We start from the raw sequence: 19311 nt of genomic DNA on the forward strand, positions 1-19311 counted from the left end.
GTCTTGGAGGATGTCATGCGTTCGGTCCTGATCTGTCTGCTGCTCGCCGGTTCCGCGGCTGCTTCGGCGACGCCGCGCCACCTCACCCTGGTCAACGACGGCCCCCGCCGCATCAGCGCCGTCCACAGCGCCGTGCCCGGCAGCAACGATTGGCGATCGGTTTCGATCGTGGAAGGCGGGCTTTCCGGCGGCGGCGATGCCGAAACGTTAAAAATGGAGACCGGGCCTGGCTGCCTGAGCGACCTGCGCATCGCCTTCGCCGGCAACCGCCAGTTGATCGTCCGCGGCTTCAACGTCTGCCGCTACCACAGCCTGCGTGCCGGCACGGCCTGGCGGCTCGGCCACGCACAGCAACGGGCGCAGGCGATCATCGCCACCAAAGATGAGAGCGGTTCTCATCCATGAGGTACAATAGGGGAAGCTTCTTCGTTACCGCCCCCGCATGTCCTCAGCGTTTGGCACCGAGACGGTGCTGGACGTCCGTCACTGGACGGACGACTACTTCAGCTTCACCACCACTCGCGACAACGGCTTCCGTTTCGAGAACGGCCAGTTCGTGATGATCGGCCTCGAAATTGAGGGCCGCCCGCTGCTGCGCGCGTACTCGATCGCCAGCGCCAACTGGGAAGAGCAACTGGAGTTCTTCAGCATCAAGGTGCCGAACGGGCCGCTGACCTCGCGCCTGCGCGACATCCGCCCCGGCGACGGCGTGCTGATCGGCCGCAAGCCGACCGGCACCCTGCTCATCCACGACCTGCACCCCGGCCGCAACCTGTACCTGCTCGGCACGGGCACCGGCTTCGCGCCGTGGCTGTCGGTGATCAAGGATCCTGAGACCTACGAGCGCTTCGAGCGCGTCGTGCTCTGCCACGGCGTGCGCAGCGCCACCGACCTCGCCTACCGCGACTACATCGTCAACGAACTGCCGCGACACGAACTGCTCGGCGAGCAGATCGCGCAGAAGCTGCTCTACTACCCGGCGGTGACGCGCGAGGATTTCCTCTTCGCGGGCCGCGACCACCGCGGCCGGCTCACCGAACTCATGGACAGCGGCCGGATGATGGAAGACCTCGGCCTGGAACCGCTCGACGCCGCACACGACCGCGCCATGATCTGCGGCAGCCCGCAGATGCTGGCCGATTTCCGTGCCCTGCTCGATGCCCGCGGTTTCGCCGCCGCGCCGCGCATCGGCACGCCAGGGCAGTACGTGTTTGAGCGGGCGTTCGTTGAGAAGTAATCGGTTTTGCTTTTTGCCTGTCGTCCCAGCGGAAGCTGGGATCCATTTGGCTTTTGCCTTTGTTGCTACTTCTGCCGTGACCAAGTCAAAGTCCAAAGCGTTTCGTCCGCTGCGCGGCCGAGTTCATTTCTTTTGGTAAGCGCCACTGCACGCGCACGAGCGCGTGCGAACGGCGAAGCCGGCCCCGAAGGGGTGAGCGCCATGGATGGCGCGAATCAAAGAAACGAACCAAAGAAAAGCGCTTTTCTCGACACAGCAATCCCATGGCGGATGGAGCCCCAGGATTTTCCGACTCGCCATCCATGGCTCGGTCGGAAAACGGCGAGCATCCTGCCCGCCGCCCTTCGGGTCTAGAGACAATTGCGGCTCGCAAAGTTCTCAGCAACAGCACACGAGCAAAAGCCTTGCTCGGCTTTGCCTCGCCTTTCGCTTCTAAAGATGCTTGAACGCCCAGACAACCGGAGACCCGGAGGGGGGCGCACAGGGATGTGCGCCGTTTTTCGACCGAGCCATGGATGGCGAGTCGAAAAATCCCGATAGCAACGAAACTCTGGGGCTGACTTGTCGGGGAAAGCGTTTTTCTTTGGTTCGTTTCTTTTGACGCTTATCAAAAGAAATGAACTCGGCCGCGTAGCGGACGAAACGCTTTTGCTTTTCAATAGCATGAGCTAAAGAGCAAAGACGCTGGATTCCCGCTTTCGCGGGAATGACAAGCAACAGCAACAGCAAAATGGATCCCAGCTTCCGCTGGGACGACAATCAAGCAAGCGCCGCTTCGATATCGGCCGCCAACGACTCCGGCTTATCCGTCGGCGCATACCGCTTGATCACACGCCCATCGCGACCAACAAGAAACTTGGTGAAGTTCCACTTGATCGCATCAATGCCAAGGAAGCCCCCCTTCTCTTCCTTCAACCACTTCCACAGCGGATGCGCGTCACCACCGTTGACATCAACCTTGGAAAACATCGGAAAGTCGACATCGTAGGTAAGCGAGCAGAAATTCTTGATCTCGGCCTCGTCACCGGGTTCCTGATGACCGAACTGATCGCAGGGAAAGCCCATCACCACCAGGCCACGATCGCGATAGGTCTGCCAGAGCTTCTCCAGCCCCGTGTACTGCGGCGTGAACCCGCATTTCGAGGCGACGTTGACGATCAGCAACACTTTGCCGGCGTACTGGGACAGCGCCTGCTGACCGCCGTCGATGTCGTTCGCGCTGAAATCGTAGGCTGTGGTCATGGCGGAGATTCCTGAGAAGTTACGGCGATCTTAATACAAGCCTCCGTGGCGGGCGTCATCTGTCTGCAACACGCGGTTCCTAACGTGCCGGGTTTCTCCATCCCCGGGAGCGTTCCGATGCTGCGTCGCCTTTCCTGCGCCTGTACGCTGGTTCTCGCCGGCTCCATGCCGGTTTTCTCCGCCCAGGCCGCCGATTGGTCGCTCAGCGATGTGGTGCCGATCTCCGCCCACAGCGTCGACCGCACCGCGCCCGGGAAGCAGGCCGCCAACATCAACCGCCTCGGCTTCTTCTCCGACCTTAAATACGACGCGTCGACCGGCACCTGGTTCGCGCTTTCCGATCGCGGCCCCGGCGGCGGCGTGATTGGCTACAGCACGCGCGTGCAGCAGATGCTCGTGCCGCTGCATCCGATTTCCGGCGCCGTGCTCGGCAAGCCGCTGGTGCTGCGCACGATCCTGTTCACCGATCGCAACGGCAATCCGTTCAACGGCCTCAACCCGACCTTGCTCAACGGTTCGCCCAACGTGCTCGGCAACAGTTTCGATCCCGAGGGCATCGCCGTCGGTCGCAACGGACATCTGTTCGTGTCCGATGAGTACGGCCCGAGCCTGTACGAATTCGATCGCCGCGGCCGCTTCGTGCGCGCCTTCGACATTCCCGCCAACCTGCGCCCGGTGCAGGCCGACGGCCAGTCCAATTACACCGATGGCCGCGGCACGATCGTCAACGGCCGCCAGGACAACCGCGGTTTCGAGGGCCTGACTTTCAACACCTCGCGCACGCGCCTGTACGCGGTGCTGCAGGACCCGCTGGTGAACGAAGGCGACAAGGGCGACGGCCGCCGTAGCCGCTGGGTGCGGATCGTCGAGTTCGATCCCGCGTCCGGCACCAGCACGGCGCAGTATCTGTATCCGCTGGAAACCGTCGACGTGCTCAATGCGATCGATCCCGGCACCGCCGACGATTTCAAGGCTACCGACCAGGGCCGCAGCATCGGCCTGAGCGCGATCGAGGCCGTGTCCGATCACGAGTTTCTGGTGATCGAACGCGACAACCGCGGCGTCGGCGTCGAGGAAACCGCCACGCCGATCCACAAGCGCATCTACCGCATCGACCTGCGCGGCGCCACGGACGTGCAGCACGTATCGCTGGCTGGCCGCAGTGATCTGCCCGCCGGCGTGGTGCCGGTGTCGAAGCAGCCGGAGGTCGACGTCCTCGCCGCCCTGCGCAGCGCCGGCGCCGACGTGCCGGAAAAGCTGGAAGGCCTGGCCATCGGCCCGCGCCTGCTGTTCGGCGGCCGTGTGGTGCTGGTGGGCAGCGACAACGATTACAGCGTCACCCAGACCGGCGCGGGCGAGCAGTTCGATGTCTGCGTCAACGCCGACAACAGCGCGCGCCAGCAGGTGCCGCTCGACACCGCCTGCCCGGCCGGCATGGATCTGATCCCGGGCTACTTGCTGTCCTTCAAGGTGCGCTGATCGCGTACTGACCCGCCATGCATTGGCCGCACCTCATGCTTCGTCCGTGAGGTGCGGCCGCCGGCTTGCGGCCATTCGGGGCACTGGTGACAATCCCCCCGTGGACCCCGCCATCAGCCATCCGGACTCTCTGTCCAACCTGTTCCTGCACGTGCGGGTGCTGCTGGGCATGGTGGTGGGCCTGGGCCTGACCCATCTGATCCGGCATTTCGCGCGGGCCATCGATCGCCCGATGCGCGAGCGGGGCTACTGGGTCCACATGGTCTGGGCGATCTCGATGTTCGTGTACCTGCTGCACTTCTGGTGGTGGGAATTCCGCCTGGCCGACACGGTCCACTGGACCTTCATGCTCTACCTGGCCGTGGCGCTGTACGCGCTGCTGCTGTACCTGCTGTGCGCGATCATCTTCCCGGACAATCTGGAAGGCCACACCGGCTACGAGGAATATTTCTATTCGCGTCGGAAATGGTTCTTCAGCCTGCTGGCGCTGGCCTACATGGCGGACCTCGGCGATACCTGGATCAAGGGCCGGCAGTATTTCGACAGCTTCGGCCCGGAACTCGAATTGCGCTGCGTGGCCTACGTGGCGCTGTGCCTGGTGGCGATCGTCACCAGCAACCGCCGCTTCCATGCCTTCTTCGCGGTCGCGAGTCTGGCGTATCAATTGTCGTGGATCGTGCGCCAGTTCGAGACGCTGTGATCGCGCCCTCGAGGAGGCGGACTCGGCCGACGACGCGCCTCACCCCTGCCTAAAGTCACAGGTGGCATGCTGCCGCTTGGGCTAGGCTGGCCGGCACATTCCTCGACCACCCTGCCCATGAAGCACCCGCTCGCCCTCGCCCTGACCGCGGCCCTGGCACTCGCCGCTCCTGCCTACAGCATGGCCGAAACACCCGTGAACAGCACCGTTACCCCCGCCTCCTTCAGCGCCTCCAACCCGTTCCACGATCAGAGCACGCTGCCGCTGCACTACCCGCAGTTCGACAAGATCAAGGACGGCGATTTCGCCCCGGCCTTCGACGCCGGCATGGCCGAACAGCTGAAGGAAGTCGAGGCGATCGCGAACAATCCCGAGCCGCCGACCTTCGACAACACCATCCTCGCGCTGGAGCGCTCCGGACGCGTGCTCGATCGCGCGACGACCGTGTTCTTCAACCTCGTCGGCACCGACACCAATCCCGAGCGCAACCGCCTGCGTGGCGAGTACGCGCCGAAGTTCGCCGCGCACGGCGATGCCATCCAGCTCAACCCGAAACTGTTCGCGCGCATCAAGTCGCTGTACGACCAGCGCGAGTCGCTCGGCCTCGACGACGAGGGCAAGCGCCTGATCGAGCGCTACCACACCGACTACGTGCGTGCCGGCGCCGCGCTCTCCGACCAGGACAAGGCGCGCCTGAAGGACATCAACGCCCGGCTCGCCAAGCTCGGCACCGACTTCAGCGAGAACGTGCTGAACGAGGTCAACGATTCGGCCATCGTCGTGGATTCAAAAGCCGAACTCGACGGCCTGACCGACGAGCAGATCGCCGCTGCTGCGGAAGCCGCCAAGGAGCGCAAGCTCGACGGCAAGTACGTCATCACCCTGCTCAACACCACCGGCCAGCCGCCGGAATCGCAGCTCACCAATCGTGCGCTGCGCGAGCGTCTGCACAAGGCATCGGTGACGCGCAACAGCCGCGGCAACAAGTTCGACAACACCGCCATCGTCGCCGAAGTGCTGAAGCTTCGCGCCGAGCGCGCCAAGATGCTGGGTTATCCGACCTACGCCGCCTACGTGCTCGCCGACGAAACCGCGAAAACGCCCGACGCCGTCAACGACATGCTCTCCAAGCTGGCCCCACCCGCCGTGGCGAACGCCAAGCGCGAAGCCGCGGCGATGCAGGCGATCATCGACAAGGAACAAGCCGCCAAGGGCGAGCCGACATTCCAGCTACAGCCCTGGGACTGGGCGTTCTACGCCGAGAAGGTGCGCCAGGCGCAGTACGACTTCGACGAATCGCAACTGAAACCCTATCTCGAACTGAAGAACGTGCTGGAAAACGGCGTGTTCTACGCCGCCAACCAGCTGTACGGCATCAGCTTCAAGGAACGCACCGACCTGCCGAAGTACCATCCGGACACGACCGTTTACGACGTGATCGACAACGACGGCAAGCAGCTGGCGATCTTCATCTTCGATCCCTACGCGCGCCCGTCCAAGCGCGGTGGCGCCTGGATGAACAGCTACGTCAGCCAGTCCGAACTGTTCGGCACCAAACCGGTCGTCGCCAACCATCTCAACATTCCAAAGCCGACCGCCGGCAAGCCGACGCTGCTGACCTGGGACGAGGTGACCACCGCGTTCCACGAATTCGGCCACGCCCTGCACGGCATGTTCTCGAACGTGAAGTATCCGTACTTCAGCGGCACCAGCGTGCCGCGCGATTTCGTCGAGTTCCCGTCGCAGGTCAACGAGATGTGGGCCGACTGGCCGGAGATCCTCGCCCACTACGCCAAGCACTATCAGACCGGCGAGGCAATGCCCAAGGCGCTGCTCGACAAGGTGCTGGCCAGCCAGAAGTTCAACCAGGGCTTCGCCACCACCGAATATCTCGGTGCGGCGATGCTCGACCAGAACTATCACCAGGCGCCGGAAGCGCAGATTCCCGTCGCCGCGCGCGTGATGGCCTTCGAGGGTGATGCCCTGAAGAAGGACGGCGTCGACTACGCGCCAGTGCCGCCGCGTTATCGCACGCCCTACTTCAGCCACATCATGGGCGGCTATGCGGCTGGCTACTACGCCTACATCTGGTCGGAAGTGCTGGATGCGAACACGGTGGAGTGGATCAAGCAGAACGGCGGCCTGAAACGCGAGAACGGCGATCGTTTCCGCCGCACCCTGCTCTCGCGCGGCGGCAGCAAGGACGCCTCGCAGTTGTTCCTCGACTTCACCGGACATGCCCCGGACATCCAGCCGCTGCTGGTCAAGCGTGGCCTGGTCGCGGAAGCCCAGCCGCAGTCCGCTCCGGAAGTGAGCGGCAGCAAGTAAGTCTGTCTTTGCTCCCGCGGCTGCGCTTCAGCGCCGGCGGGAGCTCCGGAGGGTGGCGCACAAGGACGTGCGCTGTTTTTACACTGCCCTACTTTTCCGCGATGCCGAAGCATTTTCCGATTCGTCATTCCCGCGAAGGCGGGAATGACGAGCATCTTCGTGTCGTCGCTCGGGCTATCCGATCGAGCCTCTTCTCGGGAGAAGAGGCTCGATCACCAACTATCAACCGCGCGATTTACGGCTTACTGAGATCGAGAAAGATCTCGCGCGCCGCCACGCCGACATCCGGCTGATCGAAGAACATGCCCTGCACGCCCAGGCTATAGAGCTGCACGGCTTCACAAAGTGCCGACTGCGAAACACCGTTCGCCGTCTGCGTCAGGAAGCTCTCCTCTGCACGCAGGGTGTAGGGATGCACCAGCAATCCCGCCTTCAACGCGCGCGCCAGCATCGGATGCACCGCGCCGGTGTTGCGCGTGGCCAGCTCTGCCTTGCCGTCACCGTTGGCGTCGACCTTGGGATCGAGCGTGGTGCGCGGCAGCAGATTGGATTTCCAGGGGCCGATGCCCGAGGCATAGTTCGCCTTCATCCAGTTCAGCACCGATTGGCTGACCAGCGCGCCATAGGTCGTGTCCGCGCTGATGCCGCCTTCGATGCGCTGGTTCAGTTCGCCATAAATTCCCGCGAGGTCTTCGCCATGCGTGGCGTTGTAGACCATGTCGTAGGGCTTGGCCGAGTTGATGTCGTCATACAGCTGCACCAGCGGGAATGAAACACCCGCCGACGGCATGATGCGCTTCTTCAGCTCGAGCAGGTTCTCGACGTCGAAGCTCTGAATGAAGACGCGGCGCGAATCGGTGAAGCCTTCGGCCACCAGCGTCTCGATCAGCTTCGTGCCGAGCGACACATGGATCGGCGTACCGTCGATGCGGCGCCCTTCCTTGGCGAAATAGGTCGGATGCTTGGTCTCGGGATAGATGCCGACCGGACGGCCATTGCGGCTCTCGCGCTTGGCCAGTTGCACCACCTCGGCGAAGGTCGGAATCTGGAAGCGGCCGTCGTAACGCGTGTTGCCCGGACGAATGGCGGGAATGCGTTCCTTGGCGCGCAGCGTCTTGATCTCGGCGAGGGTGAAGTCCTCGGTGAACCAGCCGGTCAGCTTGACGCCATCGACGGTCTTGGTGGTGCGGCGGTTGGCGAATTCCGGATGATCGGCGACGTCGGTGGTGCCGGAAATCTCGTTCTCGTGGCGCGCGACCAGCACGCCGTCCTTGGTCGCCACCAGATCAGGCTCGATGAAGTCGGCGCCCTGGCGGATCGCTAGGCGGTAGGACTCGAGCGTGTGTTCGGGGCGATAGCCGCTGGCACCGCGATGACCGATCACGATCAGACCATGATGATCGTCGTCGTGATGGCGGGCGGGCTTGGCGGCCAAGGCGGACTCTTGTGCGAAGGCGGAGGCACCGACGGCGAGCAACGCCGTGGCGCACAGCATCGAGGTTAGCTTAGTGCGCAGACTCATGGGTTTGAATCCTGTGTCGGGGGATCGGACGTGCCGACTCCCCTGCAGCCGGCCCGCGCACAGGGTCGGCGACTTGGATTGCGATCCGTTGACAGTCTGCGTCCGGACATCATCCGGCCACGATACGCAAGGCCGGCAGTCAGTGCACGGCGGCTGGAACCTGCCCTGCGAAGAACGCGGGGTCCGGCTCGCGCAGCAGTGCCTTGCGGGCCACGCGCTGCTCTTCCGGCGGCAGCGTGACGAGCCATTCGACCTGCCCCGCGTTCAAGGTCGCCAGCGGCAGGCCGTCGCGGTAGAGCACGCGCGAGCCGGTCAGGCGCGGCAGCTTGCTGCCGGGCAGCACGGTGCCGACCAGATTCAGGGGGTCGGCGGCGGACAGGCAGATCAAGGCGCCGTCGTGAGGGCGTTGACGCATCTGGCGCATCAGTCCGATGGCCTCGGGCAGCGCGAACTGCTCGCCCGACAGGCCGGCGATGAAGCGGCCACCGCGGATTTCGCCGCGTGCCTCCAGCCGGTGATAGACACGCAACAACTCGCGCCACGGCGGCAGCCAGTTCGCCTCGCGTTCCAGTAGCCGCCAGCACACCACGCCGTAGCGACGCAGCAGGACGCGGGCGACGTGCTCGATCGCCTCCGGATCGGATTTCCCGTTCGGCACCGGCGCCGGTGCGTTGCGCCGGATCAGCGCCCAGCGGCCTGCATCCTCGATACCGAACAGCGCCGCACGGCGCCGCCGATGAGGAGATCCCCCCGATCGCTTCGATGCGGGCACCAGCAGCGCGCGCAATCCTGCATAACTGTCGCAATGGACGCGGCCACGCGCCACCAGCTCCGCCAGCGCGTCCTCGAGTTCCGTGCGCAGCAGATGCGCGCCCGTCACCAGTTCGTCGAAGAACGAAGCGCCTTGCTCGCTCAGATAATCGGCAACGCGCTGCGCGCGCGAGGAAATGCCGTCGTCGCTACTTTGTTCCGGCGCCAGCCGTGTCCAAGCCACGGCATGCTTGCGCGGCAGCAGGACGATCGGCGTCGCCCGCACGGGCGTGCTGCCACGCGATCCGCTGCTGTCACCGGCACTCACGCGCAAGCGCGTCCACATCGTGCGGCCGGCGGTGCAGAGGTCGTCGAGCCAGGTGATCGAATAATCGTTGACGCGCGCCGGCAGCAATTCCGCTTCCCACGCGGCCGCCGGTGCCTCGAAGCCTTCCAGCTGCGCGAGCACGCCCGCCAACGCCTCCGGCCCGCTGACGCGCGCACCGGGCGCCACGCGTTGCCAGTCGAAGAGGAAACGCATGAAGTCGCGCGGCTCCACCGGTTCGATCTCGCGGCGCAGGCGCTTGAGCGTGTAGCGATGGATGCGCGCGAGTAGATGTCGTTCGCACCATTCATCGACATCAGCCCCGGGCGTGAAGCGCCCTTGCATGACGTAACCTTCTCCCTGCAGACGCAGCAGGGCCATGTCCACATCCGAAGCAGGCAATGAAATCGCGGAGGCGAGCGTGGCCGCCGGCGTGGGGCCAAGACCGGTCAGACGCAGGCGCAGCAGTTCCACCGCAGCATCCTCACTTGTCCAGGGTTGCGCGGCGAACTCGGCCGGCGCTTCGATCGCCGGTTGCATCACGGCTTGCGGATGCAAGGCGTGCAATTGCGGCAAACGTTCCGCAGCGACCCACAACCCATCGCCAATGGAAAGCCGCGTCGCGCGATGGTCGCGCGCCAGCCGCTTGAGCCAGACGGACCAGTCGCCATTGCCCATCGCCTCGGCTTCCGTGACGAAACCAAGCCCCATCAGCGCTTCATGCATCTCGTCGGCGTCGCGCACCTGCGGCCAGGCTTCCTCGCGCACCGCCTCGATCGCGGTGAGGTCGAGCCTGCCGAGATCGTCGGCGCTCTGCGGATCGGCGTAGCGGCGCGTCTGCACGGCCTGGGTACGGCGTTCTTCCAGCGGCGCATCGTCGAGGAAGGCGTAGGGCCGCGCGTTCAAGGCCTCGGCGGCGAACGGCGACGGCGCGGTCAGATCGCGCGCCTCCACCCGCACCTGGCCGGACTCCATCGCGCGCAGCAGGCGCAGCCAGCCGTCGATGTCCATCGCCTCATGCAGGCAGTCGTGCAAGGTTTGCGCGACCAACGGATGGTCCGGCACCTGGCGCTCGCCGACGATGTTCTCCAGACAGGCGACCTGATCGGGGAATACCGTTGCCAGCAGATCCTCCGACTTCATCCGTTGCAACTGCGGCGGCACCTTCTTGCCGCCGACGAAGCGCGGCAGCGCCAGCGCGGTGGTCGCGTTCCAGCGCCAGCGCACGCCGAACAGCGGCGCGTCGAGCAATGCCTGGATCAGCACTTCCTGCGCCGAATTGGAATGCAGATAGCTCGCCACCTCGATCAGCGGAAAGCTGTGGCTGGTCGAGAGCGAGAGCACGATGGCATCCTCGGTCGCCGCCGCCTGCAGTTCGAAATTGAACTTGCGGCAGAAGCGCTTGCGCAGCGCCAAGCCCCAGGCGCGATTGACGCGGCTGCCGTAGGGTGTGTGGATCACCAGCTGCGTGCCGCCGGATTCATCGAAGAAGCGTTCCAGGACGATGGTGTCCTGGCTCGGCATCGCGTTGAGCGATGCCAGCGCGGAACCGAGGTAATCGATCAACTGTCGCGCGGCCTCCACCGGCAAGCCGACTTCGTCGACGCACCAGGCGAGCGCCGCCTCGACACCCTGCCCTTTGATCCGCTCGGCCACCGTTTCGCGCAATCGCGACACCGCGAACGACAGCTCGTCGGTGCGTCCTGGCGCCTCGCCCAGCCAGAACGGGATATTGGGCGGCGCGCCTTGCGCATCCTCCACGCGCACGCGTCCCGGCTCGACGCGCAGGATGCGATAGCTGGCGTTGCCGAGCTGGAAAATGTCGCCGGTCAGGCTTTCGACCGCGAAATCCTCGTTCACCGTGCCGATGTTCTGCGCCTGCGGCTCCAGGACCACGCTGTAATCGGCGGTGTCGGGAATGGTGCCGCCCGACATCAGCGCGGTCATGCGGCCGCCCTTGCGGCCACGCAACTTGCGATTGACCGCATCGCGATGCAGATAGCCGGCGCGCGGGCCACGCCGCGTGGTGAACCCTTCGGCCAGCATGCGCACGATGGCGTCGTAATCCTTGCGCGACAGCTCGGCGTAGGGCCAGGCGCGACGGAACCAGTCGTAGAGCGCGTCCTCGTCCCATTCGCGGCTCGCCACTTCGGCGACGATCTGCTGCGCCAGCACGTCCAGCGGTGCCTGCGGCATGATCAGGGCATCGAGTTCGCTGCGGCGCACGCCATCGAGCAGCGCGGCGCATTCGACGAGCTCATCGCGCGTCTGCGGGAATAGCCGACCCTTCGGCACGCCGCCGACATGGTGTCCGGAGCGGCCGACGCGTTGCAGGAACGCAGCGATCGAGCGCGGCGATCCGAGCTGGCAAACCAGGTCGACGTCACCGATGTCGATACCGAGTTCGAGCGAAGCCGTCGCCACCAGCACACGCAATTCGCCGCGTTTCAGGCGTTGTTCGGCATCCAGCCGCAGTTCCTTGGCGAGACTGCCGTGATGCGCGGCAACGGCCTCCTTGCCGAGTATCTCGCCCAGATGTCGCGCCGCGCGTTCGGCCATGCGACGCGTGTTGACGAACACCAGCGTGGTGCGATGCTGCGTGACCAATTCGGCGACGCGCGCGTAGACCTGCTCCCACTGATCGTTCGACATCACCGCGCTCAGCGGCGTCGGTGGCAGTTCCAGCGCGAGATCGCGCTGCTTCACGTAGCCGATGTCGACGATCTCGCAATCCGGCACGCCATCCTTCGACACCCCGGCCGCACCAACCAGGAAACGCGCCACTTCCTCGATCGGCTTCTGCGTCGCCGACAGGCCGACACGCGTGATTCGATCGCCGCACAAGGCTTCCAGGCGCTCCAGCGACAGCGCGAGATGGCTGCCACGCTTGCTGCCGGCCACGGCGTGGATTTCGTCGACGATCACCGTGCGCACGGTGGCCAGCATCGCCCGCCCGGATTCGGAACCGAGCAGGACGTATAGCGATTCCGGCGTGGTGACGAGGATGTGCGGCGGCTTGCGTCGCGTCAGCGCGCGCTCGGCCTGCGGCGTGTCGCCGGTGCGCACGGCGGTGCGGATCTCGATGTCCGGCAGGCCCATGCGCTCGAGTTCGGAGCGGATACCTGCCAGCGGCGCCTCGAGATTGATACGGATGTCGTTGGAGAGCGCCTTCAGCGGCGAAACGTAGACCACCACGGTCTGGTCGGGCAGACCCGACGTTGATTGCCCCAGCAGATCGTGCGTGCCCTGCTCCAGGCCCTGCCGCACCAGGCCGTCGATCGCGGTCATGAAGGCGGTGAGCGTCTTGCCCGAACCCGTTGGCGCCGCCACCAGCGTGTTGCGCCCGCTGCGGATCGCCGGCCACGCCGCGATCTGCGCCTGCGTCGGCGCCGGGAACGCGCTGCGGAACCAGTTGGCGACGGCGGGATGGAACGCTGTCAGCGGCATCGGAGGATTATCGCCCCGGGAAAGGGAAAGGCATGAACGAAAGATCGGAGCGGGGCCTCTGGAATTCAACGTAGGCAGAATTCAAACCCGCGACACCCGATCAGACAGGCGGACCCTAGCCGCAAGCCGTCTCAACCACTGAGACCGCTCTTGCAAATGCCCGCCGTCGCCCAAAACACGAGCTCACCATGGAAAACGCTAGGATGCGGCGATGAACGCCTCTTTCGCTGAACCGGCCGATGTCGGAGGGCCAGATGTCGAATCCGCCAGCGTGAATCGGCTGCGCGACTGGCTGGCCCCCTTCCGTCGCGTCTTCGTCCTCACCGGCGCCGGCTGCAGCACCGATTCCGGCATCCCCGACTACCGCGACGCCGACGGCGCGTGGAAGCGCAAGCCGCCGGTCACCTATCAGTCCTTCACCGGCGATCCGGCCGTGTACCAGCGCTACTGGGCCCGCAGCGCCATCGGCTGGCCACGCTTCGTGCAGGCCGCGCCGAATCGCGCGCATTTCGCCTTCGCGGCCTGGGAATCGACGGGCACGCAGTCGTTGCTGGTCACGCAGAACGTCGACGGGCTGCACCAGCGCGCCGGCAGCCGCGCCGTGGTCGATCTGCACGGTTCGCTCGACGCGGTCGTCTGCCTGGACTGCGGCCTGCGCGAAGCGCGCAGCACCGTGCAGGAAACGATCGCCGCCGCCAACGCCGACTGGGAAGCCGCGCACGCCGCCACCGCACCCGACGGCGATGCGGACATCGACGACGACGCCGTCGCGCGTTTCGTTCCGCCGCGCTGTCCCGCTTGTGCGGGTCCGCTGAAGCCGGATGTCGTGTTCTTCGGCGAGAACGTGCCCCGCGCGCGCTACGAGCAGGCGCGCGACGCGTTGCAGGCCTCCGACGCCATGCTCGTCGCGGGTTCGTCGCTGATGGTGTACTCCGGTTTCCGCTTCGCGCGCATGGCGCACGAGGCCGGACTACCGATCGCGATCCTCAACCGCGGACGCACGCGCGCCGACGATCTCGCCGCGCTCAAGCTCGACACCGACGTCGGGACGACGCTGCACGCTGCATTCGCCTGAGATCGGTGCGGTCGGGGTTTCGCTTCGCGGGTTCGCCACGGAGACGTCAGCGGCTATGATCGCCGCACCTCCAGGGAGACCCCAACGATGAGCGCACCGCCCTCACTGATGGCACGGCTGATCCGGCCCAAGAGCATCGCGCAACTGCAGGCCGAACTCGGGCAGCGTCGCGATTTCCGTCGCGTACTCGGCGTCTGGCAGCTCACCGCGATCGGGCTCGGCGGCATCATCGGCGTCGGCGTGTTCGTACTCGCCGGCCAGCAGGCCGCCGCGAATGCCGGGCCCGCGGTCGCACTCGCCTTCATCATCGCCGGCATCGCCAGCGCCGCGGCTGCGCTGTGCTACGCCGAATTCGCCGGCATGATTCCGGTCACCGGCAGCGCCTACACCTACGGCTACGCGGTGCTCGGCGAGCTGCCTGCATGGCTGATCGGTTGGGACCTGTTGCTCGAATACGCGATGGTCGTGGCCGTGGTGGCCAGCGGCTGGTCGGGCTATGCGCAAGATCTGCTGCATCGCATCGGCATCGACTTGCCGGTCTGGGCGCAGGGCGCGCGTGGCAGTGGCGAAGGCCATGTCTTCAACCTCGTCGCCGCCGTCGTGTCGCTGCTGGTCGCCGTGCTGCTCACCGTGCGCACCGAATGGGGCGCGCGCTTCAACACACTGATCGTGGCGATCAAGGTGCTGGGCGTGGTGCTGGTGATCGGTGTCGGCGTGTTCTACATCGATCCGGCCAACTGGACGCCATTCATCCCCGAACGCACGGTCGACGCGAACGGCGCCTCGCATTTCGGCTTCAACGGCGTCGTCACCGCCGCCGCGGTGGTGTTCTTCGCCGTGTTCGGCTACGACACGCTGACCACGGCGGCCGAGGAAGCCAAGAACCCGCAACGCGACCTGCCGCGCGCGGTGATGCTGTCGCTCGGCATCTCGATGGCGCTGTATCTCACCATCTCGCTGGTGCTCACCGGCGTCGCCCACTATTCCACGCTCGGCAACAGCGCGCCGGTCGCCAATGCCTTCCGCGATCTCGGACTGGACTGGGTCGCTACGTTGATCTCGCTGATCGCCGTCACCGGCATCATCAGCGTCGTGTTCGCCTTCATGCTGGCGGCCGCGCGCATCTGGTACGCGCTCTCGCGCGATGGCCTGCTGCCGATGTGGTTCGCGAAATCGCATCCGCGCTACGGCACGCCCTATCGCCCGACGCTGCTGCTCGGCGTGATCACCGCGCTCGCCGCGGGGTTCTTCCCCATCGGCGAACTGGCGGAACTGGTCAATGTCGGCGTGCTCGCCGCCTTCATCGTCATCTGTGCCTCGATCCTGGTGTTGCGCAAGCGCCAGCCGTCGCTGCCGCGCAGCTTCCGCACGCCGTGGGTGCCGTTCGTGCCGCTGATCGGGATCGCCTTCTCGATCTGGCTGATCTCGGGCTTGCCGTGGATCACCTACGAGCGCTTCCTGATCTGGATGGCGCTCGGCCTGGTGGTGTACTTCGGTTACGGCATCCGCAACAGCCGGTTGGCGCAAACGCCCTGATTTGGTAACGATCCGAGCGGTGCGACCGCCGGAGAAATGCGCAACCTGGATCAATCGGAACCGCCCAGCATTCGTACCGCGGTATCGACGGAGTCCGGAATGAATCGCCCGAACACGCAACGCAGCTACGCCACCCGCATCGAGCGGGTGGTCGCGCACATGGCCGATCGTCTCGACCAGCCGCTGACGCTGGAACAGCTGGCGACTGTCGGCCATTTCTCGCCCTACCACTTCCACCGCATCTATCGCGGCCTGATGGGCGAAACGGTAGCCGACACGCAGCGGCGGATGCGTCTGCATCGGGCGGCGGTCGAACTGGTGCGCGGCACGCGAACGCTCGAAGCCATCGCGCATCGCTGTGGCTATGGCAGCAGCGCCGCCTTCAATCGCGCGTTCGCCCAGAGCTATGGCCTGCCTCCGGGGGAATTCCGTCGCCGCCAGGACGCGAGCATTCCCGCTCCGCCCTGCCCCGATCGAACCCTTGATGAGGACACGACCATGTACGAAGTGAAAATCACGCAACTGCCGTCCGTCAGCGTCGCCGCACTGCGGCATCACGGCGCCTATCACGACATCGGCAGGACGTTCGAAAGACTCGGCGCCTGGGCGGCAGGACGCGGACTGAGCCAGTCCCGCTCCTTCGGCATCTACTACGACGATCCGGAGAGCAAGTCCGAGAACGAGTTGCTGTCAGACGCCTGCGTGGAAGCACCGAGTGATCTCGCACTGGAGGCTCCGATCCGACGCGCCACGATCGAAGGTGGCCGCTACGCAGTTTTGGTCCACGTCGGCCCCTACGCCGAACTCGAACGCCCCTATCGCTGGCTGTTCGGCGAATGGCTGCCGTCCAGCGGCGAGGAAGCCTCCGACGCGCCGGTGATCGAGGAATACCTCAACGACGCGCGCATGCTTCCGCCGACCGAATGGCGCACGGCGATCTGCGTGCCGCTACGTGGATGACGACGCGGCTCGTCCCGTTCACGCGGGACGAGCACTATCTCGGCGCCACGTATCCACCGGGCACGCCACCCGGTGACAGCACCAGTTGCCAGAGCTGGATGCGCCGGGCGCGGAAGCTCGCCATCGAGGCGGCGAGATAGAAACGCCACATGCGGCGGAAACGCTCGTTGTAGCGCGCTGGCAGGCGATCCCAGGCCGCCTCGATGTTGGTGCGCCAGGCCTGCAGCGTGAGGTCGTAATCGGCACCGAAGTTGTGCCAGTCCTCGATGATGAACAGGCCTTCGGTCGTCTCGGCGATCTGCCGCGCCGATGGCAGCATCGAATTGGCGAAAATATATTTGGTGATCCACGGATCGCTGTGGTTCACCGACTTGTTGCCGCCGATGGTGTGCAGCAGGAACAGCCCGTCTCCGGCCAGGCAGCGCCGTGCCATTTCGAAGTAGGTGCGGTAGTTGCGCACGCCGACGTGTTCGAACATGCCGACGGAGAAAATGCGATCGAAGCGCTCATCGAGTTCGCGGTAGTCCTGCACGCGAATTTCGATGGGCAGACCGGTGCACAGTTCCTGCGCGAACTCCGCCTGCTCGTGCGAAACCGTGATGCCGACGCCGTTCACGCCATAACGCTCGGCGGCGAACTTCAGCGCCTCGCCCCAGCCGCAGCCGATGTCGAGCACGCGCATGCCAGGACGCAGGCCGAGCTTGCGGCAGATCAGGTCGAGCTTGGCCTCCTGCGCCGCGTCCAGCGACGCCGCGACGGTGCCGTCGTGCGCATGCCAATAACCGCAGCTGTACACCAGCCGCTTGCCCAGCATGGCCGAGTAGAGATCGTTGCCGAGATCGTAATGCCGCTCGCCGACGTCGAAGGCATGGCGGCCGGCCTGCATGTTGAACAGCCGCGCGCGGATCGCCAGCAGTATGTCGCCGATGCCGTGCACGCGTTCATCGACGTGGGCTTCGAGCAGATGGAACAGGAAATCGTCGAGGGACTCCGCGTCCCACCAGCCGTCCATGTAACTCTCGCCCAGGGCCAGCGATCCGCCGGCCATCAGCCGTGCCGGCAAACGCGAATCGTGGGGGCGCAGGTCCCAGGGGCGGTTGCCGCCCACTCGAACTTCAGCTTCGGCAAGCAGGGATTGGATGCGGTCTTGGAAAGGATGCGTCGCGGACATGGGGGGATCGTCGACACGAACAGGGCAATTCCAGATTACTCCAGCCGCCGTTCCTTCATCGTCATGCAAGCTTGCAACACAGCGTCGCCCGACCGATCAGGAGGATCGATCGGGGCAACCGATCAGCCCGCCGGCGCGGGTGCCGGTTTCGGCGCCGCCGGTGACGGTGCGGGCGTGGATGCGAACAGGTCGCGATATTCCTGCGCGACGTGCGGCAGCAGCACCGAGGCCGGCACCTCCACCGTCTGCACGCCGTCGGAATAAGGACCGACCTGATAAGGCGGGAACACGAAGCGCAGCGCCGACAGCTTGTTGTCCGATGCCAGCACCGGCTCGAACTGGGCGAAATTGTCGGCCTCGGGCATGGAGCCCTCGTCGATCATCTTCAACGCCGACTTCATCAATTCGGCGCGCTCGGCCGGCGGCATTTCGTCGGCGTCGATGCGTTGCGACAGCGCCGCGTGCAACTGCTCGCGCACGTAGCCGGAAAGATCGCGCCAGCCGTTCTTGTCGACGATCAGCTCGTTGATCTTCAGCGCCTTGTTCTGTTGCGGCAGCCAGACGAAACGTGCCACCAGCGGATTGCCGTGCGCGCCGCCGGTATAGCTGCTGCCGTCGGCGGACACCGCCACGATCTGCGGCGTTTCCAGCACGGTGTTGAAGGAGAGCGTCAGGTCGTAGGGCGCCGACGGTTTTTCGGTGCCGAGGCCGTCGAGCGCCTGCTTGAGTTCGTTGCGCGCCGCGTCGGAATACTGGCGCAGTTCGGCGGCGAGCCCGGGATATTTGTCGATGCCCTTCGGGTAGCTGATGCCGATCACGTAGCGCGGATCGCGCTCGATCACGTCCTTGAGTTCGGCCGGCGCAGGCGGTGGCGTGGCGGCGGTTCCCGGCTGCTCCTGACCCGGCTGGGCCGGTGCCTGCGCTGCGGGTTCCTCGCGCTTGCAGGCGGCGAGCATGACGAGAGCGATGAGGATGGGCGAACAGGCCAACAGGCGGCGCATGGCGGTCTCCTTGACTCCGAAGCTTCTAATAACGCCAGTTTAACGAACACTGCGTGATGCCAAGATTAACACTGTGACTTCGTTCGCATTTCCTCAGAGGCAAATAAAAAGCCCCGGACGTTGCCGTCCGGGGCTCGGGTCAAACTAAACGCACCAACTTACATGGGCTGCACTTCGTCGGCCTGCAGGCCCTTCTGGCCCTGCACAACCTTGAACGAGACCTTCTGGCCTTCCTGCAGCGACTTGAAGCCGGTGCCCTGGATCGAGCGGAAGTGGACGAACAGGTCCTGGCCGCTTTCCGGGGTGATGAAGCCGAAGCCCTTGGCGTCGTTGAACCACTTGACGGTACCAACCTGACGATCGGACATGATGAGTTACTCCTTGGAACAGTGGGATGGATACGCGCCCCGCCAAGTGCGGGTGCGCGACTGTGTCTAGCAAGGGGTAACGCGAAGCGATGGAGCGGATCGGCCCAGAAATTCCTTGGAATTCCTGTATTGAACAGTGATCTACCGCATCGAAACCACGATGTACCGTG

14 protein-coding genes are annotated in these 19311 nt (G+C 65.2%); 8 read left to right on the forward strand and 6 right to left on the reverse strand.

The window, feature by feature from the left end; translation table 11 throughout:
• The first annotated feature begins 15 nt into the window (after positions 1–15).
• Both LG367_RS07070 and LG367_RS07075 read left to right on the forward strand, forming a co-directional pair.
• Positions 16–405, forward strand: a complete 390-nt coding sequence (locus LG367_RS07070) for a hypothetical protein (RefSeq protein WP_226468514.1) — start codon at positions 16–18, stop codon at positions 403–405.
• A gap of 37 nt (positions 406–442) precedes the next feature.
• Positions 443–1237: a ferredoxin--NADP reductase gene (locus LG367_RS07075; RefSeq protein ID WP_226468515.1), complete on the forward strand. Its 795-nt coding sequence runs from the start codon at positions 443–445 to the stop codon at positions 1235–1237.
• A gap of 759 nt (positions 1238–1996) precedes the next feature.
• Here LG367_RS07075 and LG367_RS07080 read toward each other — a convergent pair.
• On the reverse strand, positions 1997–2479 hold the full coding sequence (locus LG367_RS07080; protein WP_226468516.1) for a glutathione peroxidase: 483 nt from the start codon (positions 2477–2479) through the stop codon (positions 1997–1999).
• A gap of 117 nt (positions 2480–2596) precedes the next feature.
• On the opposite strand from LG367_RS07080, the gene LG367_RS07085 reads away from it, so the two are divergent.
• From LG367_RS07085 to LG367_RS07095, 3 genes are all read left to right on the forward strand, one after another.
• On the forward strand, positions 2597–3958 hold the full coding sequence (locus LG367_RS07085) for an esterase-like activity of phytase family protein (protein WP_226468517.1): 1362 nt from the start codon (positions 2597–2599) through the stop codon (positions 3956–3958).
• 100 nt (positions 3959–4058) lie between these two features.
• The gene (locus LG367_RS07090; RefSeq protein WP_226468518.1) at positions 4059–4658 is read left to right on the forward strand and encodes a hypothetical protein; all 600 of its coding nucleotides are present in this window, start codon (positions 4059–4061) and stop codon (positions 4656–4658) included.
• Positions 4659–4775: 117 nt separating this feature from the next.
• Positions 4776–6986, forward strand: a complete 2211-nt coding sequence (locus tag LG367_RS07095) for a M3 family metallopeptidase (RefSeq protein ID WP_226468519.1) — start codon at positions 4776–4778, stop codon at positions 6984–6986.
• Positions 6987–7221: 235 nt separating this feature from the next.
• Here LG367_RS07095 and LG367_RS07100 read toward each other — a convergent pair whose 3' ends face one another.
• The gene (locus LG367_RS07100; protein WP_226468520.1) at positions 7222–8508 is read right to left on the reverse strand and encodes a glycerophosphodiester phosphodiesterase family protein; all 1287 of its coding nucleotides are present in this window, start codon (positions 8506–8508) and stop codon (positions 7222–7224) included.
• Positions 8509–8647: 139 nt separating this feature from the next.
• Entirely contained in the window at positions 8648–13030 is a 4383-nt protein-coding gene (locus LG367_RS07105; RefSeq protein WP_226468521.1) for a DEAD/DEAH box helicase, read from the reverse strand.
• Positions 13031–13241: 211 nt separating this feature from the next.
• Between LG367_RS07105 and LG367_RS07110 the strand changes: the two genes are divergently transcribed.
• The 3 genes from LG367_RS07110 (at position 13242) to LG367_RS07120 (ending at position 16601) form a co-directional block, all read left to right on the forward strand.
• Complete coding sequence (locus LG367_RS07110) at positions 13242–14105, forward strand: NAD-dependent protein deacetylase (protein WP_226468522.1); 864 nt, start codon at positions 13242–13244, stop codon at positions 14103–14105.
• A gap of 87 nt (positions 14106–14192) precedes the next feature.
• Positions 14193–15641 (forward strand): amino acid permease, encoded by a 1449-nt coding sequence (locus LG367_RS07115; protein ID WP_226468523.1) that lies wholly within the window; start codon positions 14193–14195, stop codon positions 15639–15641.
• Between the two features lie 99 nt (positions 15642–15740).
• Positions 15741–16601, forward strand: a complete 861-nt coding sequence (locus LG367_RS07120; RefSeq protein ID WP_226468524.1) for an AraC family transcriptional regulator — start codon at positions 15741–15743, stop codon at positions 16599–16601.
• Positions 16602–16635: 34 nt separating this feature from the next.
• Here LG367_RS07120 and cfa read toward each other — a convergent pair whose 3' ends face one another.
• The 3 genes from cfa to LG367_RS07135 all read right to left on the reverse strand — a co-directional run bounded on the left by cfa (position 16636) and on the right by LG367_RS07135 (position 19141).
• On the reverse strand, positions 16636–17772 hold the full coding sequence (gene cfa / locus LG367_RS07125; protein WP_226468525.1) for a cyclopropane fatty acyl phospholipid synthase: 1137 nt from the start codon (positions 17770–17772) through the stop codon (positions 16636–16638).
• Between the two features lie 122 nt (positions 17773–17894).
• Positions 17895–18773, reverse strand: a complete 879-nt coding sequence (locus LG367_RS07130) for a DUF3298 and DUF4163 domain-containing protein (protein ID WP_226468526.1) — start codon at positions 18771–18773, stop codon at positions 17895–17897.
• Between the two features lie 158 nt (positions 18774–18931).
• The gene (locus LG367_RS07135) at positions 18932–19141 is read right to left on the reverse strand and encodes a cold-shock protein (RefSeq protein WP_226468527.1); all 210 of its coding nucleotides are present in this window, start codon (positions 19139–19141) and stop codon (positions 18932–18934) included.
• Positions 19142–19311 lie beyond the last annotated feature (170 nt).

This window comes from Luteimonas panaciterrae, from assembly GCF_020511115.1.
In the GTDB taxonomy this organism is placed as follows: domain Bacteria; phylum Pseudomonadota; class Gammaproteobacteria; order Xanthomonadales; family Xanthomonadaceae; genus Luteimonas; species Luteimonas panaciterrae.

Coding starts and splice junctions, on each gene's coding strand:
- LG367_RS07105 (WP_226468521.1), bottom strand. CDS start 13,030: ATGCCGCTGACAGCGTTCCATCCCGCCGTCGCCAACTGGTTCCGCAGC.
- LG367_RS07075 (WP_226468515.1), top strand. CDS start 443: ATGTCCTCAGCGTTTGGCACCGAGACGGTGCTGGACGTCCGTCACTGG.
- LG367_RS07070 (WP_226468514.1), top strand. CDS start 16: ATGCGTTCGGTCCTGATCTGTCTGCTGCTCGCCGGTTCCGCGGCTGCT.
- cfa (WP_226468525.1), bottom strand. CDS start 17,772: ATGTCCGCGACGCATCCTTTCCAAGACCGCATCCAATCCCTGCTTGCC.
- LG367_RS07115 (WP_226468523.1), top strand. CDS start 14,193: ATGAGCGCACCGCCCTCACTGATGGCACGGCTGATCCGGCCCAAGAGC.
- LG367_RS07120 (WP_226468524.1), top strand. CDS start 15,741: ATGAATCGCCCGAACACGCAACGCAGCTACGCCACCCGCATCGAGCGG.
- LG367_RS07110 (WP_226468522.1), top strand. CDS start 13,242: ATGAACGCCTCTTTCGCTGAACCGGCCGATGTCGGAGGGCCAGATGTC.
- LG367_RS07130 (WP_226468526.1), bottom strand. CDS start 18,773: ATGCGCCGCCTGTTGGCCTGTTCGCCCATCCTCATCGCTCTCGTCATG.
- LG367_RS07100 (WP_226468520.1), bottom strand. CDS start 8,508: ATGAGTCTGCGCACTAAGCTAACCTCGATGCTGTGCGCCACGGCGTTG.
- LG367_RS07085 (WP_226468517.1), top strand. CDS start 2,597: ATGCTGCGTCGCCTTTCCTGCGCCTGTACGCTGGTTCTCGCCGGCTCC.
- LG367_RS07135 (WP_226468527.1), bottom strand. CDS start 19,141: ATGTCCGATCGTCAGGTTGGTACCGTCAAGTGGTTCAACGACGCCAAG.
- LG367_RS07095 (WP_226468519.1), top strand. CDS start 4,776: ATGAAGCACCCGCTCGCCCTCGCCCTGACCGCGGCCCTGGCACTCGCC.
- LG367_RS07080 (WP_226468516.1), bottom strand. CDS start 2,479: ATGACCACAGCCTACGATTTCAGCGCGAACGACATCGACGGCGGTCAG.